This window comes from Isoptericola sp. NPDC019693, assembly GCF_044389085.1.
Classification (GTDB): domain Bacteria; phylum Actinomycetota; class Actinomycetes; order Actinomycetales; family Cellulomonadaceae; genus Isoptericola.
In genome coordinates, this window is the sequence record NZ_JBIRXP010000002.1 from 541,861 (window position 1) to 567,873 (window position 26,013).

Annotated in this window: 21 protein-coding genes; 15 read left to right on the forward strand and 6 right to left on the reverse strand. The window is 76.5% G+C overall.

Going from position 1 to position 26,013, the window contains the following annotated elements:
* The first annotated feature begins 14 nt into the window (after positions 1-14).
* The 3 genes from ACH436_RS07880 to ACH436_RS07890 are packed head-to-tail and all read left to right on the forward strand — an operon-like array spanning position 15 to position 4,185.
* Positions 15-1,172, forward strand: a complete 1,158-nt coding sequence (locus ACH436_RS07880; protein ID WP_430559640.1) for a glycosyltransferase — start codon at positions 15-17, stop codon at positions 1,170-1,172.
* A complete protein-coding gene (locus tag ACH436_RS07885) occupies positions 1,169-2,983 on the forward strand; it encodes a Wzz/FepE/Etk N-terminal domain-containing protein (protein WP_430559641.1) in 1,815 nt (604 codons plus the stop codon). Before ACH436_RS07880 ends, ACH436_RS07885 begins: the two co-directional genes overlap by 4 nt.
* Entirely contained in the window at positions 2,980-4,185 is a 1,206-nt protein-coding gene (locus tag ACH436_RS07890) for a glycosyltransferase family 4 protein (protein WP_430559642.1), read from the forward strand. Before ACH436_RS07885 ends, ACH436_RS07890 begins: the two co-directional genes overlap by 4 nt.
* On the opposite strand, the gene ACH436_RS07895 is transcribed toward ACH436_RS07890, so the two are convergent.
* From ACH436_RS07895 to ACH436_RS07910, 4 genes are read right to left on the reverse strand one after another with little or no spacing between them, the layout of a single operon-like run.
* Positions 4,133-5,314 (reverse strand): glycosyltransferase, encoded by a 1,182-nt coding sequence (locus ACH436_RS07895; protein ID WP_430559643.1) that lies wholly within the window; start codon positions 5,312-5,314, stop codon positions 4,133-4,135. The two genes, ACH436_RS07890 and ACH436_RS07895, sit on opposite strands and share 53 nt — an antisense overlap.
* Positions 5,311-6,333, reverse strand: coding sequence for a glycosyltransferase family 4 protein (locus ACH436_RS07900; RefSeq protein ID WP_430559644.1), 1,023 nt, complete (start codon positions 6,331-6,333; stop codon positions 5,311-5,313). The genes ACH436_RS07895 and ACH436_RS07900 overlap by 4 nt, the downstream gene beginning before the upstream one ends.
* The gene (locus ACH436_RS07905; RefSeq protein ID WP_430559645.1) at positions 6,330-7,763 is read right to left on the reverse strand and encodes an O-antigen ligase family protein; all 1,434 of its coding nucleotides are present in this window, start codon (positions 7,761-7,763) and stop codon (positions 6,330-6,332) included. Before ACH436_RS07905 ends, ACH436_RS07900 begins: the two co-directional genes overlap by 4 nt.
* A complete protein-coding gene (locus tag ACH436_RS07910; RefSeq protein WP_430559646.1) occupies positions 7,760-9,817 on the reverse strand; it encodes a glycosyltransferase in 2,058 nt (685 codons plus the stop codon). The genes ACH436_RS07905 and ACH436_RS07910 overlap by 4 nt, the downstream gene beginning before the upstream one ends.
* 193 nt (positions 9,818-10,010) lie before the next feature.
* On the opposite strand from ACH436_RS07910, the gene ACH436_RS07915 reads away from it, so the two are divergent.
* The 3 genes from ACH436_RS07915 to ACH436_RS07925 are packed head-to-tail and all read left to right on the forward strand — an operon-like array spanning position 10,011 to position 13,554.
* Positions 10,011-11,045 carry an NAD-dependent epimerase/dehydratase family protein gene (locus tag ACH436_RS07915; RefSeq protein ID WP_430559647.1) on the forward strand — a complete coding sequence of 345 codons (1,035 nt, stop codon included), beginning with the start codon at positions 10,011-10,013 and terminating at the stop codon, positions 11,043-11,045.
* Complete coding sequence (locus ACH436_RS07920) at positions 11,042-12,358, forward strand: methyltransferase domain-containing protein (protein ID WP_430559648.1); 1,317 nt, start codon at positions 11,042-11,044, stop codon at positions 12,356-12,358. Before ACH436_RS07915 ends, ACH436_RS07920 begins: the two co-directional genes overlap by 4 nt.
* Entirely contained in the window at positions 12,355-13,554 is a 1,200-nt protein-coding gene (locus ACH436_RS07925) for a class I SAM-dependent methyltransferase (protein WP_430559649.1), read from the forward strand. Before ACH436_RS07920 ends, ACH436_RS07925 begins: the two co-directional genes overlap by 4 nt.
* On the opposite strand, the gene ACH436_RS07930 is transcribed toward ACH436_RS07925, so the two are convergent.
* Positions 13,526-14,092 carry a dTDP-4-dehydrorhamnose 3,5-epimerase family protein gene (locus ACH436_RS07930; protein WP_430559650.1) on the reverse strand — a complete coding sequence of 189 codons (567 nt, stop codon included), beginning with the start codon at positions 14,090-14,092 and terminating at the stop codon, positions 13,526-13,528. The two genes, ACH436_RS07925 and ACH436_RS07930, sit on opposite strands and share 29 nt — an antisense overlap.
* 179 nt (positions 14,093-14,271) lie before the next feature.
* Here ACH436_RS07930 and ACH436_RS07935 point away from each other — a divergent pair, with 179 nt between their 5' ends.
* From ACH436_RS07935 to ACH436_RS07960, 6 genes are read left to right on the forward strand one after another with little or no spacing between them, the layout of a single operon-like run.
* Positions 14,272-15,693, forward strand: a complete 1,422-nt coding sequence (locus ACH436_RS07935; protein WP_430559651.1) for a glutamate-1-semialdehyde 2,1-aminomutase — start codon at positions 14,272-14,274, stop codon at positions 15,691-15,693.
* Positions 15,690-16,541: a sugar phosphate nucleotidyltransferase gene (locus tag ACH436_RS07940; protein ID WP_430559652.1), complete on the forward strand. Its 852-nt coding sequence runs from the start codon at positions 15,690-15,692 to the stop codon at positions 16,539-16,541. Before ACH436_RS07935 ends, ACH436_RS07940 begins: the two co-directional genes overlap by 4 nt.
* Positions 16,528-17,817: a polysaccharide pyruvyl transferase family protein gene (locus tag ACH436_RS07945; protein WP_430559653.1), complete on the forward strand. Its 1,290-nt coding sequence runs from the start codon at positions 16,528-16,530 to the stop codon at positions 17,815-17,817. Before ACH436_RS07940 ends, ACH436_RS07945 begins: the two co-directional genes overlap by 14 nt.
* A complete protein-coding gene (locus ACH436_RS07950) occupies positions 17,814-18,464 on the forward strand; it encodes a PIG-L deacetylase family protein (protein WP_430559654.1) in 651 nt (216 codons plus the stop codon). The genes ACH436_RS07945 and ACH436_RS07950 overlap by 4 nt, the downstream gene beginning before the upstream one ends.
* Positions 18,461-19,345: a glycosyltransferase family 2 protein gene (locus ACH436_RS07955; protein WP_430559655.1), complete on the forward strand. Its 885-nt coding sequence runs from the start codon at positions 18,461-18,463 to the stop codon at positions 19,343-19,345. The genes ACH436_RS07950 and ACH436_RS07955 overlap by 4 nt, the downstream gene beginning before the upstream one ends.
* 58 nt (positions 19,346-19,403) lie before the next feature.
* On the forward strand, positions 19,404-20,819 hold the full coding sequence (locus tag ACH436_RS07960) for a DUF4038 domain-containing protein (RefSeq protein WP_430559656.1): 1,416 nt from the start codon (positions 19,404-19,406) through the stop codon (positions 20,817-20,819).
* 50 nt (positions 20,820-20,869) lie between these two features.
* Here ACH436_RS07960 and ACH436_RS07965 read toward each other — a convergent pair whose 3' ends face one another.
* Complete coding sequence (locus tag ACH436_RS07965; protein WP_430559657.1) at positions 20,870-22,066, reverse strand: glycosyltransferase family 4 protein; 1,197 nt, start codon at positions 22,064-22,066, stop codon at positions 20,870-20,872.
* Positions 22,067-22,240: 174 nt separating this feature from the next.
* On the opposite strand from ACH436_RS07965, the gene ACH436_RS07970 reads away from it, so the two are divergent.
* The 3 genes from ACH436_RS07970 to ACH436_RS07980 are packed head-to-tail and all read left to right on the forward strand — an operon-like array spanning position 22,241 to position 25,988.
* Positions 22,241-23,830 carry a lipopolysaccharide biosynthesis protein gene (locus ACH436_RS07970; RefSeq protein WP_430559658.1) on the forward strand — a complete coding sequence of 530 codons (1,590 nt, stop codon included), beginning with the start codon at positions 22,241-22,243 and terminating at the stop codon, positions 23,828-23,830.
* Between the two features lie 38 nt (positions 23,831-23,868).
* Entirely contained in the window at positions 23,869-24,927 is a 1,059-nt protein-coding gene (locus ACH436_RS07975) for a glycoside hydrolase family 99-like domain-containing protein (protein ID WP_430559659.1), read from the forward strand.
* The gene (locus ACH436_RS07980; protein ID WP_430559660.1) at positions 24,924-25,988 is read left to right on the forward strand and encodes a glycosyltransferase family 4 protein; all 1,065 of its coding nucleotides are present in this window, start codon (positions 24,924-24,926) and stop codon (positions 25,986-25,988) included. Before ACH436_RS07975 ends, ACH436_RS07980 begins: the two co-directional genes overlap by 4 nt.
* Positions 25,989-26,013 lie beyond the last annotated feature (25 nt).

Consider the following 26,013-nt stretch of genomic DNA (forward strand, 5'->3'; position numbering starts at 1 on the left):
CACGAGGAGGAACCATGGGCCCGACGGTGGCACTGGCGCACGACTACCTGACCCAGCGCGGCGGCGCCGAGCGGGTGGCGCTGACGATGGCCCAGGCCTTCCCCGCGGCCCCGCTCTACACGACGCTGTACCACCCCGACGGCACGTTCCCCGAGTTCGCGGACGTGGACGTGCACCCGTCCCGCCTGGACCGCGTCGGCACGCTGCGGCGCCACCACCGGCTGGCGCTGCCGCTGCTGCGGGGCGCGGTCGAGGGGCAGCCCGTCGAGGCCGACGTGCTGCTCGCCAGCTCCAGCGGCTGGGCGCACCGCTACCGCGGCGCCCGCCGCACCGTCGTGTACTGCTACGCCCCGGCGCGCTGGCTGTACCAGCGCGACCGGTACCTCTCCGGCGCCTCCGGGCGCACGTGGAAGGACCGGTGGCGCACCGGGCTCGCCGGCGCCGCGCTCGACCTCGTCGGCCCCGGGCTGCGCCGGTCGGACGCCGAGGCCGCCGCGCGCGCGGACGTCTACCTGGCCGTGTCGACCGTGGCCCGGCGCGCGGTCCAGGAGGCGTACGGCATCGAGGCCGAGGTCGTGCCCCCGCCGCCGGCGATGGAACCGGACGGCCCCGCGACCCCCGTGCCCGGCGTCGCCCCCGGCTACCTGCTGTGTGTGGCGCGGCTGCTGCCGTACAAGAACGTCGACGTCGTCGTCGCGGCCGCGCGGCGGCTCCGGCTGCCCCTCGTCGTCGTCGGGGTCGGCCCCGACCGCGAGCGGCTCGAGCGCCTGGCGGACGACCGGGTGCGGTTCGTCGGCAAGGTCGACGACGCCCAGCTGCGGTGGCTCTACGGGCACGCGTCGCTGCTGGTGGCCACCTCGTACGAGGACTACGGGCTGACGCCGCTGGAGGCGGCGGCCTTCGGCGTCCCGGCGGTGACGCTCGGCACGGGCGGCTACCTCGACACCGTGGTGGACGGCGTGACCGGGCTGTACGTGGACCGGCCGGACGCCGAGGACGTCGCCGCGGGGATCGAGGCCGCGCTGGCGCGCTCCTGGGACCAGGAGGCCATCGGGGTGCACGTGAAGGGGTTCTCCCGGGACGCGTTCGTCGCGCGGCTCCAGGCGGTGGTGGCACAGGAGGTCGCGGTGGTCGCCGGGACGAGCGCGCGCGGAGAGGTGGAGGGGCGATGACCGTCCGGGAGTTCCTGCGGGTGCTGTGGGAGGGCAAGTACCTGGTCGTCGGTGCGGTGGTGCTGGCCCTGGCGGCGGCCTGGGTGTACGCGGACCGCAAGCCCGAGGTGTTCGAGGCGACGGCCGTCGTCCAGGTCAACGCCGTGGAGCTGGGGGACAGCACCACGCCGGCGGCCACCACCACGAGCGTCGACACCGACCCCGGCCTCGTCGAGGCGCCCGGCGTGCTGCAGGCCGTCGCGAAGGCCGTGGCCGCCGGGGTGGACCCGAAGGCGCTGGCCGCCCAGGTGTCGGGGCAGTTCGACGCGGGGACGCAGGTCATGACGATCACCACGACGGCGGGCACCCCGGGCGGCGCGGTCGAGCTGGCGAACGCCGTCGCGTCCGCCTACGTCGACAGCCTGCCCGGCGTGATCGACGACCAGATCGCGGAGATCGACGCCCGCCGGGACGCGCTGCGCGACCAGCTCGACGCCGTGGACGAGCAGGTGAAGAGCTCGCCGAAGGACCCCCTGGCGGGGGCGGAGCGCTCCACGATCATCGACCAGTACCAGACCCTGTCGGCGAGCCGGAGCACGCTCGAGTCGATCGTGACGCCCGCGCAGGTGCTCACGCCGGCGACGGGCTCCTCCGCCGTGGTGGTCGGGCTGCCCCGGATCAGCATCGTCCTGCTCGGGGCGCTCGCCGGGCTGGCGATCGGCGTCGGCCTCGCCCTGGCGCGGCGGGCCCTCGACTCCCGGGTGCGCGGCCGGTCCGACGCCGCGGCCGCGGCGGGCGTGCCCGTGCTCGCCGAGCTGTACGGGGTGACGCGGGCCGCCAAGTCGTACCGCCGTACCCCCGTGCTGCCGATCTCGAGCCGGGTGGCCTCCCCGTTCACGGAGTCGATCCGCGAGCTGCGCACCGCCCTGCACGTGGCGATGCAGGACCGCGAGCACGCCGTCGTCGTGGTCACGGCCACCGACCCGCACGCCCCCAGGCCGTTCATCGCCGCGAACCTCGCGGCGTCGTGGGCCATGAGCGGCCGCGCGACCGTGGCGGTCTCGGGAGACCTGCGCCGCCCGGACCTGGAGGACCTGCTGCCGCGCGCGTCGGGGCCGGGCACCGACCCGGACGGGCTGCGCTCCACGCAGGTGCCGAACCTCCGCTTCCTCGCGCTCCACGACCCGACGATGGACCCCGCGGACTTCCTGGCGACGGACCGTGTGCGGGCCATCGTCGAGGCCGCCCGGGACGCCGGCGAGGTGCTCGTCATCGACGCGCCGCCCGTCCTGGCGGCGGCGGACGCCACGATCCTCGGCGCCTACGCCGACTGCGTGGTGCTCGTCGCGACCGCCGGGCGCACGGCGCGCAACGTCCTCGCCGAGGCGGCCGAGCGGCTGCGGATCAACAGCGTGCCGCTCACCGGCGTCGCGCTCGCCGGGGTGAAGGGCGACAGCCGGATGGTCTACGCCTCGACCTACGGCGAGCCCGTCGAGTCGGAACCCGCCGACGCCTCGGCCGCCGCGCCCGCCGCCTCGCCCGACCCGGTCACCGACCCGGCCGGTCCGGCGAGCGGCGCGCAGGCCGGCCCGGACGACGCCGCGCCCGCCGGCCCCGCGGACGACACCCCCCGGCCCGCCCCGGCGCGCGACGAGGCCGGACCCGCGCGGCCCGCCGCGCCGCCGGCGCCGGTCCGGCCCCCGGCGTTCCCGCCCACCGGCGTGCGGGTCGCGACCGTGGCCGCCCCGCGGGCGGCGGGGGACGAGCCGCCCACGCCCGCCCAGGTCGCGCCCACCATCGGGCGTCTGCTGCGCACCGCGCGCTCGTCGTGACCGCGCCCCCGGGCGGCGCCGGTCGGCCGCTGCGGGTCGTCGTCGTCGACCACACCGCGGCGCTGGGGGGCGGCGAGCTGGCGCTGCTCCGCCTGGCCGCGCAGCTCGACCCGAGCCGGGTCGAGCTCCGCGCGGTCCTGCTCGACGACGGCCCGCTCGTGGCCCGGCTGCGGGCGGCAGGTGTGCGGACGGTCGTCGTGCGCGCGGGCGCTCGGTCGCGGGGCCTGGACCGGCACGCGCTGACCGGCTCGTGGCGTGCCCTGCTCGCGGTGACGGACACCGCCCGGCTCGTCGTGCGGCTGGCCGCCCTGCTGCGCCGGGCCGACGCGGACGTCGTGCACACGAACTCGCTGCGCGCCGACGTCGTCGGGCTGTTCGCGGCGCCGTGGGCCCGGGTGCCGGTGGTGTGGCACGTCCACGACCGGATCGCCGCCGACTACCTGCCCGCGGCCGCGGTCCGGGTGCTGCGCGCGCTGGCGCGCCGCGGGCCGCGGGCCGTCGTCGCGAACTCGGCGGCGACCGCGCGGACGCTCCCGGGCGCGCGCGACCTCACCGTCGCCCACCCCGGCTACGCCCCCGAGCAGGCGTTGCCCGCCTTCGACGACCGCAGGCGCCCGGCCCGCGCCGTCGTCGGCCTGATCGGGCGGCTGAGCCCGACCAAGGGGCAGCTCGAGCTGGTCCGCGCGGCGCGCACCGTGCTCGACGAGCACCCCGACGTGCGGTTCCGGCTCGTCGGAGGGGCGCTCTTCGGCGAGGACGACTACGCCGCCGCCGTGGACGCCGAGGCCCGCCGGCTCGGGGTGCGGGACGCCGTGGAGGTGGTCGGCTTCAGCGACGACCCGGCCGGCGAGCTCGACCGGCTGGCCGTGTGCGTGCACGCGTCGCCCGTCCCGGAGCCGTTCGGGCAGGTCGTGGTGGAGGCGATGGTGCGGGGCGTGCCCGTGGTCGCGACCGACGCCGGCGGCGTCCCGGAGATCATGCGTCCCTCGGGCGCCGACCTGGGCGTCCTCGTGCCGCCGGGCGACGCCGCCGCGCTCGCCGCCGGGATCCTGTCCGTCCTGGACGACCCGGGCGGCGCCGAACGGAGGGCCCGTGCGGCCTACGACGACGCGACCCGCAGGTTCCCCGCGCGCGAGACCGCGCGGGCCGTCACCGAGGTGTGGGAGCGGGTCGCCGGACGGCGTCGACGACGTCGGACATGAGGGCGACCTGGCGCGACCAGGTGGGGATGGGCTCGGCCTGCGCGGGGTCTTCCGCGTCCCGGCGCGCCGGACGCGTCACCGCGTCACGCACGGCGGCGGCGAAGCCCTCCGGCGGGGCGACGGCGACGGCCGGGTCGCGCGTGTCCCGGAACCCGGCCACGGGCGTCGAGACGACGGGCCGCCCCACCGCGCGGTACTCGTAGAGCTTGAGGGGGTCGAGGCTGTCGGTGAAGTCGTCCGCGACGTGCGGGACGACGAGCACGTCGGCGTGCTGGAGGTAGGCGGGCACCTCGTCGAACGGGCGCGCCCCGAGCACCGCGACCCCGGCGCGGCGGAGGCGGTCGGCGTCGGCCCGGTCCAGCGCGACCGGACCCACCAGCACCAGCGTGCCGGCGCCGTCCAGGGCGCGCGCCGTCTCCTCGCAGAGCCCGACGTCGAGGCGGTCGGCGTGCAGCGTGCCGACGTAGACGGCGGTCCCCCCGGGCGGCAGGTCCGCCGGCCGGGGGGCGGGACGCCGGTACCGGTCGACGTCGACGCCGTTGGTGACGAGCACGACCGAGCGGGCGTCGCGCTTGCGGTCCGCCAGGGCGGGCGAGCAGACCGTGACCGTGGCGGCGTGCTCCACCAGGTACCGGTCGGCGTCGGTGACGCGGCGGGACTCCGCGGGGCCGCGCGACGCCGCGGTCCAGTCGTCGGTGACGTCGTAGAGGGTGGGCCAGCCGCTGACCCGGGCGAGGGTGGCGCCGTACGGGTCGTTGACCCACAGCACCGGCCGCGCCAGCCCGAGCCGTCGTGCGGCGCGCACGACGACGGCGGCGCGGCGCTCGTCGCCGCGGGGGGCGACCCGGCGGGGCAGCAGCTTGGTGGGCTCCAGGAGCCAGAGCCGGCGCGGCCCGACCCCGTCGACGTGCGGGGCGGGCCGCAGCCCGCGGCCGGGCCGCGGCCGTGCGCCGCGGCTCAGGGCGTGCACGGGGTCGCTGACCGGCTCGACGAACAGCACCCGGGCCGACGGGCGCTCCCGCAGGAGCCCGGCGACGAGGTGCTGGTTGCGCCGCCAGACGTCGTCCCACGGCTCGAGCGACATCACGACGAGGTCGGGGCCGGTGACGGCCTCGCGGGCCGGCGTCACGCCAGCACCTCCCGGTACACGCGCTCGGTGGCGGCGGCCTGGTGGGCGAGGGAGAACTCGGCCCGCTGCCGGGCCTGCAGGGCGGCGCCGTAGCGGTCGCGCAGCGCGGGGTCGTCGGCGAGGGCACGCAGGCGGCGTGCCGCGTCGTGCACGTCGCCCGTGGCGTACAGGCCCGGGCCGCCGACGGGACCGAGCGACTCGACGTGCCCGCCGGAGCCGTCCGCCACCACCGGGACGCCGCTCGCCATCGCCTCGAGCACGCTGAGCCCGAAGCCGTCGCCAGGGGTGGGGGCGAGGAAGAGCCCTGCGTCGGCCAGGAGCGCGGGCACGTCGTCACGGTGTCCCAGGAGGTCGACGGCCTCGTCGAGCCCGAGCTCGCCGACGAGCTCCTTGGTCGCCACCTCGAGCGAGCCCGAGCCGGCGACCCGCAGCCGCCAGCCGCGGTCCGCGAGCCCGGACGCCGCGAACGCCCGGACGCCGGCGTCGACCCGCTTCTCGGGCTCCAGCCGGGACGCGACCAGCACCACGGGCGACCGCAGCGCGGCGCCGCGCTGCGGTCGCTCGTCGAGACCGGCGGCCACCACCCGGCTCGGGCCGTCGATGCGCTCCTGCACGAAGGCGCTGATCGCGATCTGCGCGGCCGCGGTGCGGCGGATCACCGGGGCGGCCACGCGGCCGGCCGCGCTGCGCCCCCGGACCAGGGCGAAGTGCCGCGTCACGACCAGCGGCACGCGGCGCAGCAGCACCCGCGCGTCGAGGCACGCCGCGATCTCGGCCGCCGTCATGTGCGCGTGGACGACGTCCGGCCGGGGACCGCGCGCGAGCGAGCGGCGCGCCCCGGCGAGGGTGGACCCGGGCCGGAGCCCGACGTCGTCGCCCACGACGGCGCGCATCGCGTCCTGGGCGCCGCCCACGACCGTGACGTCGTGGCCGGCCCGCGCCTGCGCCCGGGCGAGCCGCGCCACGTGGGCCTCGACCCCGGCGTACGCGTCGGTGACGACGACGTGCGTGATCCTCATGGCCGCCCCGCCAGCAGCACCGGCTCCGGCCCGGGCTCCGGTTCAGGTGCAGGTTCCGGCGCCGCCGAGCGGGCCGACCCGCCGACGGGAGGCGGCGCCGAGGCCCTCGCGAACCCCTCGGCACCCAGGCAGACGCCCACCAGCAGGAACGGCAGGGACACGATGATGGAGACCCAGAACTGGTCGAACTGGCTCGCCACGAGGCGGGACGCGAGCAGCGCGACGGCGAGGGTGCCGAACCGCCGGTCCATCCGCCAGGCGACGACCAGCGTGCCCAGCATGAGGACCGCGAACCCGGCGAGGCCGACGATGCCGACCGAGGACAGCACCTCGGCCACGGCGTTGGGGGGCTGGAACCCCAGCTCGGGCCCCACGGTCCACCAGCGCAGGCCGGCACCGAACCACAGGTGCTCGCGCCAGACGTCGAAGCCGCCCTCGATGCCCACGGCGCGGAACGCCGTGGAGTTGAACGGGTCGTCGCCGGAGAGGTCGTCCTGCACCCGGCTCGCGACGAAGATCGCGGCGGGGGCCATGGTGAGCAGCATGAGGATCGGCGTGCGGCGGCGCCCGCGGCCGGCGCGCAGCGCGAGCACGATGAGGCCGACACCCAGGCCGACGATCGCCTGGCGCGACTGGACGGCCATGAGGGCGAGCACCAGCAGGTAGAAGGCCGGCACGCGGAACCACGCCGGCCAGCGCAGCCACGGCTGCCGCACGAAGGCGAGCAGGGCGACCGACGCGAAGATCGGGCCCGCGAGGTTCTTGTGCAGCTCGAACGGCCAGCTCGGGTAGACCGGCGACACGTTGCCCTGCGCGAGCTGCACGGCGGCGGTCGCGCAGGCGTCGAGCGCGATGGCGAGCACGAGGACGGCCAGGAGCGTCAGCCCGAGGGTCGCGTGCCCGGACCGGCCCACCGCCCAGCCCACGACCAGGGCGCCGCCCACCAGCAGCCACGCGTGGAACCACTCGACCGAGTTCTGGGCGAAGGGGGTGGCGACGACGGCGAAGAGCGTCGCGAGCTGGTACACCGCCGACAGCCAGAGCATGGACCGCAGCGCGGGCGTGAACGGGCGCGGGGAGAAGAGGACGGCGACCCAGAACGCCCCGAACAGGGTCACGTCGCCCAGCGACATGTTGAGGGCGTCCCCGCCGACCCGCTCGGCCACCACGAACGTGGGCATCGCGACCACAGGGACCAGCGACGGGTCGTAGACCATCACCGCCGCCAGCACGGCGACGGCGGTCACGGCGACCCCGAGCGTGAGGTCGTGGGCGAGCACGTAGGTCGCCGCGAGGACGACGACGCCCAGCACCGCCGCCCAGGTCGCGGCGCGCGTGGTGGCCCGCACGCCGGACGCGAGGCCCGACGGCACGCCCGGCCGCGGGCCGGACCGGCGGCCGGTCCGCAGGTGCGCGCCGCGGGCGCTCACGACGGCACCGCCTCGCGGTCCTCCAGGGCGGCCGGCCCGCCGAGGTACGCGCGCAGCCGGCGCTGCGCGTCCACCCGGCGGGGGCCGCGGAGGGCGGCGGAACGGAGCGCGGCGCCCGCGACGAGCCCCGCGCGGGCGGCGGTCCAGCCGGCCGCGCCGTAGTGCTTGCGCAGGTAGCGCTCCTGCGAGGCATGGAAGTGCAGCTCGCGGACCCGGTGGTCGCCGCCCGTGCCGGCGCCCTCGTGCACGACCTCGGTGGTGGGCACGAGGGCGTGCCGCCACCCCTGCCGGTCGGCGCGGTACGCCCAGTCGGTCTCCTCCGCGTAGAGGAAGAAGCGCTCGTCGAGCCCGCCGACGCCGTCCAGCGCGGCCGCCCGGATCAGCAGGGCCGAGCCGATGACGAAGGTGCGCTCGCGCGGCAGCCGGAGCCGGCCGAGGCCGGCGGCCTCCAGCCACGCCCGCGCGGGGGACGGGAACGGCCAGACGACGCGCCCCGGGCGGCCCGCGCCGTCGACCTGGGCCGGGCCGACGCTCGCCAGCCCGGGGTCCGCGTGCAGGGCGTCGTGCAGGGCGGTGACGGTGTCGGTCCCGACGACGGCGTCGGGGTTGAGGAGGAACACGTCCGCCTCGGGGTCCTGCCGGTGCGCGAGCGCGACGTTGACGGCCGCCGCGAACCCGAGGTTCCGCCCGGGGTCGTGGTAGGCGGCGCCGAAGACCTGGGCGAGCGCCCGGTGGCGCGGGTCGGACGAGTTGTCGACCACGGTGATCGGGAAGGTGCCGGCCAGGGGCTCGAGGGCGGAGCGCAGCAGGTCGGGGTCGCCGTAGGCGACGACGACCACCTCGACCCGGGGGACCGGCCGCGAGCCGGGCCCGCGGCCGGTGGCGCCGTCCTGCGCCGTGCCCCGGACCGCGTCGTAGACCGCGCGGTACCGGCCGGCGACCTCGGGCCACGAGCACTCCCGCGCGCGCTCGAGCCCCGCCAGGCGCAGGGCCGGCGCCGTCCGCGGGTGCGTCGCCTCCCGGATGCCCTCCAGGAGGGCCGCCGGGTCCTCCGGCGCGACGAGGACGCCCGCGCCGTCGACGAGGTCCGGCACCGAGCCCACCCGGGTCGCCACGACCGGCGTGCCGCACGCCATCGCCTCGACGACCACGCGGCCGAACTGCTCGGCGAGCCCCGGGGTGTCTCGGGACGGCACGACGAGCACGTCCAGCCCGCGGTAGAAGGCGGGGAGGTCGCCGGTATCGAGCGGGCCGAGGAAGTCGACGCGGTCGCCCAGGGGGGCGGCGGCCTGCCGCAGCCGGGCCTCCTCCGGGCCGGCGCCCGCCACCACGAGGTCCAGCGACCCGTCCCGGGCGACGGCCGCGAGCAGCACGTCCACCCCCTTCTGGGCGGTGAGGCGGCCGGCGTACCCCACGCGCACCCGTCCCGGCGCGCGCAGCCCGGCACGGTGCTCGCCGTGCCCGCCGTGCCCGCCGTGCCCAGGGTCGTCGGCGGGCGAGAACACGGTCGTGTCGAGCCCGAGCGGGATGCGCTCCACGAGCCCCCGGGCACCCTTGTAGCGCACGACCCGCGCGGCGTCGTGGTTGCAGGTGACGACGGCGGCCGCGCCCCGCAGCGCCGCGGTCTCGAGGGCCCGGAAGGGCCACGGGTACCGCTTGAGGAGGTTCTGCGCGGAGTAGAGCAGGTACGGCGCCGGGCGTCCGGGCCGGTGTCCCCGCAGCCGGTCGGCGGCCCTCCGCGCGGCGCGGACCGCCAGGACCTCCGCGGTCGCGAGCGCGACCGGCTCCTCGTGGATGTCGAGCACGTCCCACCGCTCGCCGAGGGCCCGCCACAGGACGCGCGGGTCGTAGAGGAACAGGGCAGGGTGCCGGCCCACGGTGCGCGCGGTCTCGAGGTCCTCGCCGGGCAGGGGAGCGGGCCGCACGTCGCGGCCCCCCTCGTCCCAGACGGCGGCGGTGAGGACGCGCACGTGGTCGCCACGACGGCGCAGCTCGGCCTCGCGGCCGCGCCAGGCGTCGACCACCGCGCTGTGGGAGATGCGCAGGACCCTCATGGCTCCCGATCCTCGCCGCCGGGGTGCGGCCGGGGAACGTCGCGGGCGGGGAATCACCCGGGTGACGGGCCTTTTCACCCCGGGCAGCCCTGACGGTGAGCGGGGGCCGCTGGTTAGCGTCGAGTCGGCTGAGAAGCCACCGGCCCGGGCTCCCCAGCCCGCGGTCCGGCCGGACGACGACGGGGGACGGACCATGCGAGTGCTCGTCGATGGCGACCGTGGCTACGTGGGCGCGGTGCTCGTGCCGTTCCTGCAGGCGGCAGGTCACGAGGTGGTGGGGCTGGACGCCGGCTGGTACGACGGGTGCGACTTCGGGCCGCCCGTGACGGGGTACGAGCAGCGCACCGGCGACGTCCGGGACGCCCGGCCCGAGGACCTCGTCGGGTTCGACGCCGTGGTGCACCTCGCGGCCATCTCCAACGACCCGCTGGGCCACCTCAACCCGCAGGCCACGTTCTCCGTCAACACGGACGGCGCCGTGCGCATGGCCCGCGCGGCCAAGGCGGCGGGCGTGACCCGGTTCCTGTTCTCGTCGTCGTGCTCGCTCTACGGCGCGGCGGGCGACGCACCGGTGGACGAGGGCGCCGAGTTCCACCCCGTCACCCCCTACGGGGAGTCGAAGATCCAGGCGGAGCGCGGGCTCTCGGCGCTCGCCGACGACGGCTTCTCGCCCACCTTCCTGCGCAACGCCACCGCGTACGGCTCCTCGCCGCGCCTGCGTGCCGACATCGTGGTCAACAACCTGACGGGCACCGCGTTCACCCGCGGCGAGGTGCGGCTCGCGTCCGACGGGACGCCGTGGCGGCCGCTCGTGCACGTGGAGGACATCGCGCGGGCCTTCCTGGCCGCGATGGAGGCGCCCCGCGAGACGGTGCACGACCGGGCCTTCAACGTCGGGCGGGACGAGGACGTGGTTCAGATCCGCACCGTCGCGGAGCAGGTCAGCGACATCACCGGCGCGCCGGTGACCTTCGCGGCCGGGGCCGGGGCGGACACCCGCAACTACCGGGTCGACTTCACCCGCATCCGTGCGGAGCTGCCGGGCGCCGCGCCGCGCTGGACGGTGCCCGACGGCATCCGGCAGATCTGGCAGGACGCCCACCGGTTCGGGCTCACGGCCGACGACTTCGAGGGCTCCCGCTTCGTGCGCCTGCACCGGGTGAGCGAGCTGGCCGACGCGGGCGCGCTCGACCTCGCGAACCTGCGGACGACGGCGGTGCCGGCATGACCGCCGTGTCGGCGGCGCGGCACGCCGCCACCGCGCCCGAGACGTCCGGCGTGCCCGCGCCGTCGTGCCGGCTGTGCGGCGCACCCCTGACCCGCACGTTCGTGGACCTGGGGATGTCGCCGCCGTGCGAGACCTACCCGACCGCGCAGCAGGTCGACGGGCCGGAGGTGTTCTACCCCCTGCACGTGCGCGTCTGCGAGCAGTGCCTGCTGGTGCAGCTGCCCGCCTACGTGCCGGCCGAGGACATCTTCGACGACTACGCCTACTTCTCGTCCTACTCGGCGTCGTGGGTGGAGCACGCCCGCCGGTACGTCGACGGTGCGGTGGAGCGGCTGGGCCTCACGCCCGAGCGGTCGTTCGTCGTCGAGGTGGCGAGCAACGACGGCTACCTGCTCCAGCACGTCGTCGACCGGGGGATCCGCTGCCTCGGCATCGAGCCGTCGGGCAACGTGGCCGCGGCGGCCGTCGAGCGCGGCGTCCCCACGGTGGTCGAGTTCCTCGGCGAGGAGACGGGGCGGCGGGTGCGCGCCGAGCACGGCCCGGCCGACCTGGTCGTGGCCAACAACGTGTTCGCGCACGTGCCGGACATCGTCGACTTCTCCCGGGGGCTGCGTCAGCTCGTCGCCGACGACGGGCGGGTCTCGATCGAGATCCCGCACCTGCTGCGCCTCGTCGAGGGCAACGAGTACGACACGATCTACCACGAGCACTACAGCTACCTGTCGCTGCTCACGACGCAGCGGGTGCTCGCCGCGGCCGGGCTCACCGTCGTGGACGTCGACGAGCTGCCCAGCCACGGCGGGTCGCTGCGCACGTGGTCCGTGCCCACGCCCGACGGCGCGTCCACCGGCGCCGTGCCCGCGTCGTCCGACGCCGTGGTGCGTGTGCTCGCCGCCGAGGCGGCGGCCGGCCTGCACACCGTTGCGGGGCACGCCGGCTTCGCCGAGCAGGTCGCCGCCGTGCGCGACGACGTGCTGCGCTTCCTGCTCACCGCGCGTCGCGAGGGCAAGCGGGTCGTGGCGTACGGGGCGCCGGGCAAGGGGAACACGCTGCTCAACCACTGCGGCGTGCGCCCCGACCTGATCGAGTTCGCCGTGGACCGCAACCCGTACAAGCACGGGCGGTTCACCCCGGGCATGCACCTCCCGATCCACGCCCCCGAGGCGCTCGACGCCGCCCGGCCGGACTACGTCGTCGTCATGCCGTGGAACCTGCGCCGGGAGATCTCGGCCCAGCTCGCGCACGTGGCCGGCTGGGGCGGCCGGCTGGTGACGTTCCTGCCGCGCCTCGAGGTCTTCGAGCCGGGCACGTGAGCGCCGTCGTGGCCGGGTGGCGGTGCCGGTGGTGCCGCGGGGAGCACGGGGCGGTCGTGCTCGACCTGGGCGCCCAGCCCGCGGCGGACCTGTTCCCCGAGCCGGAGGCGCCCGTCCCGGACCCCGTGCACCCGCTGCGCATGGTGATGTGCGACCGGTGCCGCCTGGCCCAGCTCGAGGAGGACCCGACCGGTCCGGAGGAGCCGCGCGGCGTCGAGCCCGCGGCCCTCGTCGCGCAGGCGCGGGAGGGCGTGGCCGACCTCGTGGCGGGCGGGCTGCTGGAGCCCGGGGCGTGGGTCGGGGAGATGCGCAGCCCGCACGGGGGGTCGTGGCTGGAGCGGGTGCAGGAGCTCGTGCCGGACGCCGTGCTGCTGGACGGGCGCGGCACGGTGCCCGGGCTGGCGGCCGACCTCGTCGTCGACTCGCTCGGGATCATGCACGAGGCCGACCAGCGTGCGGCCTGGGACCTGCGGCTCGACTCCCTCGCGCCCGACGGGGTCCTGGCGCTGCACGTGCACCCGCTGTCCGTGATCGTGCGCGACGGCACGTGGAACGCGCTGCGGCACGGGCACTTCGCCTACTACTCGCTCACGGTGCTCGTGGAGATGGCGCGCAGCACCGGGCTCGTCCCGGTCGGGCTGTGGCGCTACCCGCTCTACGGCGGCACGCGGCTGCTGGCGCTGGCGCGGGAGGGCTCGCGGCCCGCCCTGGAGCGCGCGCCGACGGCGCGCGCCCTCGTCGCCGCCGAGCTCGCGGCCGAGGCCGCGGCGGGCGCGACGGAGCCGCGGGCGGTGTCGGCGCTCCAGGGCCAGGTGGCCCGGTCGGCGGCGGCCCTGCGCGCCTGGCTCGACGCGAGCACGGGGAAGGTCGTGGCCTACGGCGCGGCGTCCCGGGCGGTCGCGCTGTTCGCGCTCGCCGGCGTCACCGCGGACGACGTCCTCGCCGTCGTGGACGCGTCCCCCGCCAAGCGGGGCCGGGCCATGCCCGGCGGGCCCGGGCCGCGGGTGCCCGTGCTCGGCCCGGACATCCTGGCCGAGGTGCGCCCCGACAAGGTGCTGCTGCTGGTGCCCGACCTGCTCGACGAGGTGCGGCGGGCCCACCCGGAGGTCGAGGCGCTCGGCGGCCGCTGGGTGGTCGCCGAGCCCGAGCCCGTCGAGGTGGAGCCGCTCAGCCGCGACCGCGGCCGGCGCTGGTGAGCGCCGCGACGAGCGCCGCCCACGAGCCGGCGGCGGCGTCGCGGTCGCTGACGAGCGACACGGGCAGCGGCCAGTCCACCCCCAGGTCGGGGTCGAGGTGGTGCACGGCGACGTCCTCCGCCGGGTCGTGCTCGGCGTCGATGCGGTAGCAGACGTCGGCCGTCTCCGTGAGCGTCTGGTGGCCGTGCAGGCAGCCGCGCGGCACGTGCAGGACGTGGAAGTCGACGTCGTCGAGCCGGAACGCCTCCCACCGCCCGAACGTGGGCGAGCCGGGCCGGGCGTCGACGACGACGTCGTGCACCGCGCCGTGAGCGACGCGGACCAGCTTGGCCTCCCCGCCGCCGACGCGGCCGTGCAGCCCACGGACCACGCCGCGGCGCGAGCGCGACTGGCTGTCCTGCACGAACGCCGCCGGGTCGAGGCCGGCGCGCGCGGCCGACGCCGTGTCGAACGTGCGCGTGAACAGCCCGCGCTCGTCGCGGTGCGGGGTGGGGGCGAGGATCAGCACCCCGTCGAGGGTGGTGGGCAGCACCTGCATGTCCTCACGGTACGGAGCGGGCGCCGGGGCGGTCGGGTGAAGTCGGCGCGGGCCCCGGATGAAAAGGCCCGCGAGCCCTTCAACGGCGCCGCGCCGCGCCGCAGACTGGCGGCGGGACCGGCCCCCTGCCGGCCCCACCAGGCTCCACGACCGACCTCCAGACCGCACGCGGGGGCACGATGACGCAGCTGACGCAGCACGCGACGCAGCCCGAGCCGGCGCAGCCCACCCGGTCCTTCGACCGGTCCACGGCCGCGCAGGCCCGGCTGCACCGTCTGGTGCCCGGGGGCGCGCACACCTACGCCCGCGGAGCGGACCAGTACCCGGAGGGCATGGCGCCGGTGCTCGCCCGGGGCGCGGGGGCCCACGTGTGGGACGTGGACGGGAACGAGTACGTCGAGTACGGGATGGGGCTGCGCAGCGTCACGCTCGGGCACGGGTTCCGGCCCGTCGTGGACGCCGTGGCCCGGGCGGTCGCGGACGGCGTGAGCTTCTCGCGGCCGAGCGTCTGGGAGCTCGACGCGGCCGAGGCCTTCCGCGCCCAGGTACCCGGGGCGGACATGGTGAAGTTCGCGAAGAACGGTTCCGACGTGACCACGGCCGCGGTCCGCCTGGCCCGCGCCGCCACGGGCCGCGACCTCGTCGCCGTCTGCGCCGACCACCCGTTCTTCTCCACCGACGACTGGTTCATCGGGACCACCCCGATGGACGCCGGGATCCCGCGGGCCGTCAGCGACCTGACGGTCCGCTTCCCGTACGGCGACCTCGCCGCCCTGCAGGCGCTGCTCGCCGCCCACGAGGGCCGCGTCGCCGCCGTCGTGCTCGAGGCCGCCACGGCGCACGCGAGCCCGCCGCCCGGTTACCTCGAGGGGCTGCGCGCCCTGTGCGACAGCACCGGCACGGTGCTCGTGTTCGACGAGATCATCACGGGGATGCGGTGGTCGTCGGGCGGGGCGCAGGCCGTCTACGGCGTCGTGCCGGACCTGTCCACGTGGGGCAAGGCGCTCGGCAACGGGTTCGCCGTCTCGGCGCTCGCCGGGCGCCGGGAGCTCATGGAGCTCGGCGGGCTCGCCACGGACGCGCGCCGCGTGTTCCTGCTCTCCACCACCCACGGCGCCGAGACGGCGGGGCTCGCGGCCTGGCTGGCCGTGCACCGCGAGTACGCGGCGCGCGACGTGCCCGCCGTGATGGCCGCCCAGGGCGAGCGGCTGCGGGCCGGCGTCCAGCAGGTGGTCGACGCCGCCGGGCTGAGCCGCTGGGTGACCGTCTCGGGGCACCCGGCGTGCCTGGTCTTCGGCACCCGCGACCCCGACGGCGAGCCCTCGCAGGCGTACCGCACCCTCTTCCTCGCCGAGCTGCTGCGCCGCGGGGTGCTGGCGCAGTCGTTCGTCGTCTCGGCCGCGCACACCGACGTCGACGTCGACCGCACGGTCGAGGCCGTCGCGGGGGCGCTGCCCGTCTACGCCGCCGCCCTGGACGCGGGCGGCACCGACGGTTTCCTCGACGGCCGGCCCGTCGCCCCCGCACTGCGGGAGCGGGCCGCGCCGCGCCGCGTCCGTCATTCGCCCGGCAGCGGGCAGGCCCTGGGAGGGACGTCATGAAGGTCGTGCTGTTCTGCGGCGGGCTGGGGATGCGCATGCGCTCCGGCCCCGACTCGCTGCCCAAGCCGATGATGCCCATCGGGTCGCGCCCCGTCCTGTGGCACATCATGAAGTACTACGCGCACTACGGGCACACGGAGTTCGTGCTGTGCCTCGGCCACGGGGCGAACGCCGTCAAGGACTACTTCCTCAACTACTCCGAGACGCACTCCAACGACTTCGTCCTCACCAAGGGCGGCGAGCACGTCGAGCTGCTGAGCAGCGACATCAGCGAGTGGCGCATCACGTTCGTCGACACCGGGATCGACACGGCGATCGGCGAGCGCCTGCGCCGCGTGCGGCGCCACCTCGACGACGACGAGGTGTTCCTCGCCAACTACGGCGACGTGCTCACCGACGCCCCGATGGACCGCATCGTCGACGACTTCCTCGCCACGGACGCCGTCGGGTCGCTCATGGCGGTGGCCCCGCAGGACTCCTTCCACGTGGTGCGCTACGACCCCGACGGCACCATGCGCGACCTGGAGCCCGTGGCCGACATGAGCATGTGCATCAACGGCGGCTACTTCGTGCTGCGGCAGGGCATCTTCGACTACCTCGGCGAGGGCGAGGACCTGGTGATGGACGCCTGCGTGCGCGCCGCCCGGGACGGCCGGTTCCGCGTGCACCCGCACAGCGGGTTCTGGGCGCCGATGGACACGCTGAAGGAGCGCTCCGCGCTGGAGGAGATGAACCGTGCCGGCGACCGGCCGTGGGCGGTGTGGGACCGCGGCGCGGTCCCCGCGCCGCGGCGCGTGCCCGAGGTCGAGGTCGGCGAGGTCGTGGGTCCCGCTCGTGCCAGCGCCTGAGGCCCCGGTGCGCGCGGAGCGGGTGCGCGTGGGGCTGCTGGGCGAGTTCGGGGTGCACAACTTCGGGAACGAGGCGTCGCTGGCCGCCGTGCTGGACGTGCTGCGCCCCGACGACCGGCTGGTGCCCGTGGTCGTCGCCGACCGGTGCGAGGCGGTGACCGCGGAGCACGGCGCGGCGGCAGTCCCGCTGCACCACCCCGGTGGCCGGCGCGGGGGAGCGGGCGGCCTGCTCGGCAAGCTGGCCGACGCGCGCCACGCCTGGCGCACGGTCGGCGGCCTGGACGCCGTGGTCGTCCCCGGTACCGGCATCTTCGAGGGCCTGGCGATCGCCCCCGGGGGGATCCCGCTCACCCTCTTCTGGTACGCCCTCGCCGCACGCCTCCGACGCCGGCCGTTCCTCGTCCTGTCGGTCGGGGTGGACGCCGCCTTCCACCCGCTCACGGCGCGCCTGTTCCGCTGGACGCTGGCGGCCGCGACCGTCGCGACGGTGCGCGACGAGGGGTCGGCGGACGCCGCGCGCCGGCTCGGGGTGCGGCGCGACCTCGACGTGGTGCCCGACCTGGTCCTCGGCCTGCCGGATCCCGGCACCCCCCGCCGGGAGCGCCCGCGGGTCGTCGTGGGCGTCATCGACTACCGGGGTCTCGGGACGGCGGAGGGACCGGCGGACCGTGCCGCGTACGTCGCCCGGACGGTGCGGGTCGTCGACCGGCTCGCGGGGTCGGGCGCCGACGTCGTGGTCGTCGGCGGCGCGCTGCCGGACGCGCCGACCGTGCGGGAGGTCGCCGCCCGTGCGGCGTCGGCCGGCCCCCGGCGCGTCGAGGCCGTGGAGGCGGAGTCGCTGGCGGACGTCTCGCGGGCGACGGCCGGGTCGTGGGCCGTCGTGGCGGCCCGGTACCACCACCTCGTCACGGCGGTACGGCTGGGAGTCCCTGCCGTCTCGCTGGGCTACGGCGCGAAGCAGGGGTGGCTGCTCGAGCAGTTCGGCCAGGGGGACCGGGTGCACACGGTCGACGGCTTCGACCCGGAGGAGGTCGCGGACCAGGTCCTCGCCCTGCTGCGCGAGCCCCCGCCGGACACGCGCCCCGCGCGCGCCGAGGCGGCCCGGCGCCTGGCGGCCCAGGAGGACCGGCTCCGCGAGGTCCTCGCCTCGACCGTCCGCACCTCGACCGTCCGCACCTCGACCGTCCGCACCTCGACCGTCCGCACCTCGACCACCCGCGGAACGACCGTCCCCGGGGCGGCCGCCGTCCCGCCCGAGAGAGAGGCCGCCCGATGATCGGCCTCGCGCTCCCCGACGGCCCGCTGCGGGTGGTGTGCCTCGCCGCGCACCCGGACGACGTCGAGATCGCCTGCGGCGGCACCCTCCTGGGGCTCGCGGCGCGCGGCGGCGTCGAGGCGGCGTTCCTCACGCTCACGGGCGGACCCGATCGTCAGGACGAGGCGCGCAGCGCCGCCGAGGCGTTCCTGCCCGGCGCGACGAGCGTCTTCGGCGGACTGCCGGACGGGCGCCTGCCGGACCGCTGGGGCGAGGCGCGCGCCGCGCTGCACGAGCACGCCGAACGGGTCCCCGCGCCGCACCTGGTCCTGGCGCCCCGGACCGACGACGCGCACCAGGACCACCGCCTCCTGGGCACCATGGCCCCCACGGTCTGGCGGGACGCCCTGGTGCTGCACTACGAGATCCCCAAGTGGGACGGCGACATGGGGCGGCCGTCGTCCTACGTGCCCGTCCCCGAGGCGCTGGCCCGGCGCAAGGTGGAGCTGCTCGACGCCTGCTACCCCTCCCAGAAGGCCCACGACTGGTGGGACCGGGAGGTGTTCCTCGGGCTCCTGCGGCTGCGGGGCATGGAGTGCCGCAGCCGCTACGCCGAGGCGTACGCCGTGACCAAGAGCGTGCTGTCGCTCGGCAGGGGGACCCCGTGAGCGGCGGCGCACGGACCCCCGCCCTGTCGTTCGGCATGCCGGTGCACGACGGCGAACGGTTCCTCGAGGGCGCCCTCGCCGCGCTGCTCGCCCAGGACCTGGAGGACCTCGAGGTCGTCGTCTCGGACAACGGCTCGACCGACGGCACCGAGGAGATCTGCCGGTCCGTCGCCGCGGCCGACCCCCGCGTGCGGTACCTCCGCTCGGAGACGAACCACGGCGGCACGTGGAACTACCGCCGCGTCCTGGAGCGGTCGTCGGCACCCCTGTTCAGCTGGGCGGCCGTCGACGACCTCTGGCTCCCGACGTTCGCCTCGTCGTGCGTGCGGGCGCTCGACGAGCGTCCCGACGCCGTGCTCGCCATGACGCGGGCCCGGCTGGTCGACGGCGACGGCGTCGTGTCCGACGGGCTCCAGGACGCGGCGCTCGGGCTCGACGCCGGCACGCCGCACGAGCGGCTCCGCCGGCTCTTCCGGTCGCAGGCGTCGCACGTCATGTACGGCGTGATCCGGCGCTCGGCGCTCGCCCGTGCGCGCCCTCTGCGCCCGATGGTGGGCGACGACATCGTGCTGCTCACCGAGCTGCTCTGCCAGGGACCGGCCCTCGTCGTCGACGACCGGGCGTTCCTGCAGCGGCGGGTGCCCGAGCAGCTGTCCCTGCAGGGCCAGGAGCAGGTGAAGTGGCACGCGCCGTCCGCGCGGGTCCGCTTCGCCTTCCCGCAGACGCGACTCAACCTCGAGCTGTACCGGGCCGTCGCGACGACGGGGCTCCCGCTCCGGGAGAAGGCACGCTGCTGGTCGCGGATCGGTCCCGGCTGGGTGCTGCCGCGATGGCGGGGCATGGCCCGCGACGTCGCGACGGCGGCCGGGTTCGCGGGCTGAGCGGGGCGGCGACGTGGTGCGGGGGCGGTCGCGGGGACGGCGGCGGGCGGTCGCGGTCGTGGCGGCGACGGCGGTGCTGGCGCTCGCGGTCGCAGGTGCCGTGATCTGGTGGGACCGGGAGCACGAGGGGCAGGCGAGCCGGATCGGCGGCACCGCCGGCCCGGTGGCCGCGGAGCTGCCCGCCGCCCCGCCCGCCCCCGAGGCTCCGGACGGGGCGCACCTCGTCTCCGGCATCGGGCCCGACGGGCGGTACTTCGTCGACCAGGACGGCGCGCCGGTGCTGGTGCGCGGCGACTCGCCCTGGTCGATGCTCGTCGACCTGTCGCCCGAGGAGGCGCTGACGTACCTCGACGACCGGCAGGGGCGCGGCGTCAACGCGCTGATCGTCTCGCTGCTGGGGGCGACGGCCAACGGCGGGCCGTCCGACGACGGCGCGACCGCGGACGGGCTGCTCCCGTTCGTGGGCGGCGACGTGCTGTCCTGGGAACCCGCGTACTGGGACCGCGCGCACACGATCCTCGCCGCCGCCGCGGAGCGCGGCATGTCCGTGTTCCTGTACCCGGTCGACGGCTGGACGGTGGGCCGCGCGTTCTCGCCGGCCTCCCAGCAGGACTGCCGCACCTACGGCGAGCGGGTGGGCCGGTGGGCCGCGGACCTGCCCGGGGTCGTCTGGATGACAGGGGGCGACTACTTCCCGGCGACGGACGACCCGGCCGCGGGCAGCGACGTCGACCGGTGCTTCGACCAGGTGGTCCAGGGCATCCGGGACACGGGCGACACCCGGCCCTTCTCGATCCAGCTGGGCTACCCGCGGTCCGTCTCCACGGACGACCCGTACTGGGCGTCGCGCGTGGACTTCAGCTTCGTCTACTCGTACCCGCCCGCCCCCGACGCCGTGCGGCAGGCCTACGACCACGAGCCCGCGATCCCCGCGCTCTTCGCCGAGGGGAACTACGAGGGGGAGAACAACGACGGCGGGCCGCCCGCCACCCCGGAGTCCCTGCGGCGGCAGGCCGCGTGGGCCCTGACCTCGGGCTCGCCGGGGGACTTCTACGGCAGCGACGACTGGGAGTTCCTCGACGGCTGGCAGGACCGCCTCGACGCGCCGGGGCTCCGGCAGGTCGGCGTGGTGCGGGACGTGCTCGAGGCGCTGCCCTGGTGGCAGCTGCGCCCGTCGGACGACCTCCTGATCGCCGGTGCGGGCGAGGCGCGCGTCGACGACACGACGGACGTCCTCGACGGCGACCGCGCGACGGCGGCGGTCACGGCGGACGGCCGCACCGCCGTCGTCTACGTCCCGACCGCGCGTGAGCTCGGCCTCGACCTGGGCGTGCTCGCCGCCGGGCCGACGGCGCGCTGGGTGGACCCGTCGTCGGGAGAGGCGACCGACGTCGCGCTGACCGAGCGGCTGCGCACCCCTGGCCGCAACGCCGACGGCGGGGGTGACTGGCTGCTGGTGATCGGCCCGGGCTGATCGGTCCGGACTGATCGGGTCGTGCTGATCGGGTCGTGCTGGGCGGACCGCTAGGGCGCGGGCGTCCCCGCCGGGCTCGCGGAGGTCAGGCCGAGGTCGGCGAGCACGGTGTCGAGCCGCCGCCGCGCCACCCGCCAGTCGTGCCCCCGCGCGTGCCGGAGGCAGCGGTCGCGGGTCGCGGCCAGGAGAGCGCGGTCGTCGGCGAGCACCTCCAGCGCCGACGCCAGGGCGTCCGGGGAGCCGGGCGGGACAAGGATCCCGGCGTCGCCCGCCGCCTCGGGGACGCCTCCCGTCCGCGAGGCGACGACCGCCGCCCCGGACGCCATCCCCTCCAGCACGGTGAGGGCGAACGGCTCGGCCCACCGGGACGGCACCACGACGACGTCCGCCGCGCGCAGCAGCGCGGCCACCTCGTCCCGGGGGCGGAACGGGAGCCAGCGCACGGCGTCGCCGAGCGGCTCGGCGGCGGCCCGCAGCTCGCGCTCGTACCGGGTGAGCGGCGCACCGGGGGCGAAGTGCGGGGTGCCGACGAGGGTGGCGACCACGTCCCGCCGGCGGAGCCGGAGCAGGGCGTCCACGAGCACGTCGGGGCCCTTGTCGGGCACGGTGCGCCCGACGAACACGACCCGCAGGGGACCACCGGCCTCCTGCCGCCCGTCGGCAGGGCGGAAGAGGCCGGTGTCGACCCCGTTGTGGACCACCTGCACCCGGTCGCGCAGCCGCGGCGGCAGGCGGTGCGCGGTCCGCTCGGCCACGTAGCGGCTGACGCAGACGACGGCGCCCGCGCGGTCGAGCACCCGGGCCGCCTCCCGGGCCGAGTACGTGCGCAGCAGCTCGTTGTGCGCGTAGAGCACCGCGGCGTGCCGGTCGGTGTCCACGAGCGGGACGAGCTGGGGGAGGTTGTGGCCGAGGACGACGGAAGCGGGCCACCGCGCCTGGTCCGCGAGCGCGGCGGCGAGCGGCCGCCGGGCGCCGGCCCGGGGGAGGCCCAGGCGCGCCGCCGCGGCGTCGAGGTAGCGGTCGGCGCGGCGGGAGGGCACGGGGTCGTACTCGAGGACGTCGGCGCTCGGGTAGCGGTCGGGGTAGGTGCCGCGCGCGACGGCGACGACCGACCGCGGGGCCCCGGCCGGGGCGGCGGACGCGAGGCCGTGCACGACCGAGGGCAGGGCGCTCCCGGTCGAGGGGGAGAAGTGGTCGCCGGGCGTGATCACGTGCAGGTGGCTCCCGGCCCGGACTCCGCTGGCCATGCCGTCGAGCCTAGGTGGCGGGCGGCCGCCTCCCGAGGGTGAAACGTGCCCGGGCCCGGCTGAAAAACCGCCCCGGCCCTCGGAATGCGGGCAGTCGTCGGAAACGATGGCCGGTGTGACCATGAGCGCCGACCTCCGCCGAACGGGCCGTCCTCCGGCCGCCCGGGGAGTGCGATGAGCACCGACGAGAAGGCGGTCGAGCCGGGGCCAGTGGCGGGCGACGTCCCGCCCGGCGAGGCCATGTCGCGCGGCGAGCTCCAGGACAGGGCGATCCGGGGCGCCCTGTGGACGCTCGTGCACGTCGCCGTCATGCTGCCGCTGGCGTTCGCGGTGAACATCGTCGTCGCGCGCGTCCTCGGCGTGGTCGACTACGGGCGCCTCGCGTACCTCTCGACCGTCCTCGCCCTCGTCCTGACGACCATCGACCTGGGTGTCGGCACGGGGCTCGTCCAGTTCGGGTCGAAGGCGCACGCCGCCGGCCGGTTCGCCGAGGTGCGGCACATGCTCCAGGCGGCGCAGGGCTACAAGATGCTCGTGGGCGTGCCGGTGGTGGGCACGGCGCTGCTGCTGCTGATCGACGCCGATCCCGTGCTCACCGTGATCGCCCTCGTCTTCGGCGTGCTGGTGCCCCTGACGTTCTCGGGAGCGGGCGACGCGCTGGCCATCGAGAACAAGACGGCACAGAACGCGCAGTCGGCGATGATCGTCAACCTCGTCGCCCAGGTCCTGGTCGTGGTCGCGGCCACGACGGTGGGCACCGCCGACGCGATCTGGGCGGTGCGGCTCGTCGCGGCGGGGCTGGGCGCCGTGGCCTACCTGTACTTCGTGGCGCCGATGTACCGGCGGGTCCTGCTGCGCCCCCGCCTGCGCCGGTTCCCGCCCGGCTTCTGGGCGTTCGCGCTGCCGGCCGGCGCGGCCGGCCTCGTCGAGGCGTTCGTGTCCTCGCGCAGCGAGGTGCTCGTGCTGACGTGGATGTCCGAGCCGGAGGCGGCCGGCGTCTTCGCGCTCGCGATCGGGCTCGGTGCGCACCTGTTCGCCCCGGCCCAGTCGTTGCTCGGGCCGCTCGTGCCGGCGATCTCCGGGCTGCGCGAGGTGGACCACGAGGCGGTGGGCCGCGCGCTCGACCGCACCCTGCGCGCGTCGTCGACCGCCACGGCGGGCGTCGTGGCGGCAGCGACCCCGGCGTTCGCGCTGCTGGTGCCGACGATCTACGGCCCGGAGTTCTCCGCCGTCCCGCCGGTCCTCGTGGTCCTCAGCGTCGCCGGCGGGCTGCTCGTCATGGCGGGGCCGCTCAAGGCGTTCCTCATGGCGCGGCTCAAGGGCACGTGGCTGCTGTGGACCAACCTGGCCTGCCTGGTCGTGGACGTGGGGCTCACCGTCGCGCTGGTGCGCCCGCTCGGGCTGTGGGCGGCGGTGCTCGGCAACGCCACGGCGGCGGTGCTGCTCTTCGGCGGCCTGCTGTACCTGGAGGCGCGGTCGCTGCGCCTGCCGGCCCGGCGGGCCCTGGGCACGGTCCTGCCGTTCGTGCTCGGCGCGGTGATCTCGGTGCTGACCTGGTGGGGCGTGAACGAGGTGGGCGCGCCGGCCGTGCCGTCCGCCGTCGTGGCCGGCGTGCTCGGGCTCGGGCTGTTCGTCGGGGCGGTGCGCCTCTGCCGGACGGGTCTGACTCCCGCCGACGCCGACGCCGTCGCGCGCTCCGTGCCGGCGCGGGTGCGGGCCGTGGCCCTGCCGGTGCTGCGGGTCGTCGCTGCGAGCCGGGCATGACGGGCACGGGCAGCGTGCCGGACGAGAGGAACGAGACGTTGGACGCCAGAGCGGTCGCCTTCTACCTGCCGCAGTTCCACCCCATCCCGGAGAACGACACGTGGTGGGGCCCGGGGTTCACCGAGTGGACCAACGTGGCCCGGGCACGCCGCCTGTACCCCGGTCACCGGCAGCCGCTGGTCCCCGCGGACCTCGGGTTCTACGACCTGCGGCTGCCCGAGACGCGCGCGGCGCAGTCCGAGCTGGCGCACCAGTACGGCGTCGAGGCGTTCGCGTACTGGCACTACTGGTTCGGCAACGGGCGGCGCATCCTGGAGCGCCCGTTCGCGGAGGTGCTGGCCTCCGGGGCGCCCGACGTGTCGTTCTGCCTCGCCTGGGCGAACCAGACGTGGAGCGGGATCTGGCACGGCGAGGCCGACCGCATCCTCGTGCAGCAGCACTACCCGGGCGTCGAGGACTACACCGCCCACTTCGAGGCCGTGCTGCCCGCCTTCCGCGACCCCCGCTACCTGCGGGTCGGCGGGCGGCCCGTGTTCTACGTGTTCCGCCCGGAGGAGCTGCCCGACGCCGCTGTCTTCGTCGACCTCTGGCAGTCGCTGGCCCGCAAGGCCGGGCTCGAGGGCCTCTACCTCGTCGCGGAGATGAGCGACCTGCTGGGCGGCGGGCCGCGGTACGACCGCGTCAAGGAGGACGGGTTCGACGCCGGGGTGTACATGCGGATGCCGGCGGGGACGTCGCGGGCGGAGCTGCTGCGGATGCGGGCGTACCGCCGGCTGGCGGGCGGTCCCGAGGTGTTCCCGTACTCGACCGACTGGGCGGGGCAGAACCGCACCGGGGACCTGATCCAGCCGTGCGTGTACCCCAACTGGGACAACACGCCGCGATCCGGCCGCGGCGGCGTCGTGCTGCACGGCGCGACGCCGGAGAAGTTCGGCCAGAACGTGCGCCAGGCGGTGGCGTCGGTCGCGCACCGCCCCGCCGACGAGCGCCTGCTGTGGGTCAAGTCGTGGAACGAGTGGGCGGAGGGCAACCACCTCGAGCCGGACCTCCGGCACGGCCGCGGCTGGCTCGAGGCCCTGCGGGACGGCCTGCGATGAGCACGGCCGCGCGACCCCACCCCGAGGCACGGCCGTTGCGGGTCGCGATCATCTCCTACTACCTGCCCAGCACGAGCAAGCAGGGCATCGGCTACCAGGTGCACGAGCTCGCCACCGAGCTCGTGCGGCGCGGCCACGACGTCACCGTCCTGAGCGACTGCCCGCCGGTCGAGGGGGCCGTGTACGGGCACCAGCACGTGCGGATGACGGGCTCGCTGCGCACGTTCCGGTTCGCGCTCGCGCTGCGGCGGGTGGACCTGTCGTCCTTCGACGTCCTGCACGCCTGGGGTGACGACTACTGGCTGTGGCGGCGTCGCGTGCCCCGGCACGTGCGCACGCTCGCCGGGTCGTGCTTCGAGGAGGCCCGCACCATCAAGGGCGTCAAGGAGAAGACCCGGATGGTCCTCCTCGGGCTGTCGGAGGTGCTCGCGTCGCTCGTCGCCGACCACACCGTCGTCATCTCGCCCGAGACGCGCCGGTGGTACCCGTGGGTGCGCGACGTCGTCCCCTGCGGCACGGACGTACGCCGCTTCCGGCCCGACGGGTCACGCCGCGCGGACCACCCGGTGGTCCTGTTCGTCGGCTACTGGCGCGGCCGCAAGCGCGGCGCGGAGCTGGCGCGCCAGTTCCAGGAGACGGTGCTGCCGAAGCACCCCGACGCCGAGCTGTGGATGGTCAGCCGGGACGTGCCCGACGACGCCGGCCCGGGGGTTCGTGAGCTGGGACGGCTCTCCGACGCCGAGCTGGCGCTCGCCTTCCAGCAGGCGTGGGCGTTCTGCCTGCCGAGCGACTACGAGGGCTTCGGCATCCCGTACGTCGAGGCGATGGCGTCCGGGCTGCCCGTGGTCGCGACGCCCAACCCCGGCGCGATGTACGTGACGGACGGCGGCCGCACCGCCGTCGTCGCCCCCCTGGAGGACGTCGGCACGGCCCTCGCCGAGCTCCTGGCGGACGACGCGCGGCGGGAGGCGCTCGCGGCGGCGGCGCTCGAGCGGGTCCAGGAGTTCACGCTGGACGCCGTCGTCGACCGGTACGAGGCGCTCTACCGCGCCGACCGCTGACCCGCGCCCGCCGGCGCGCCACCGC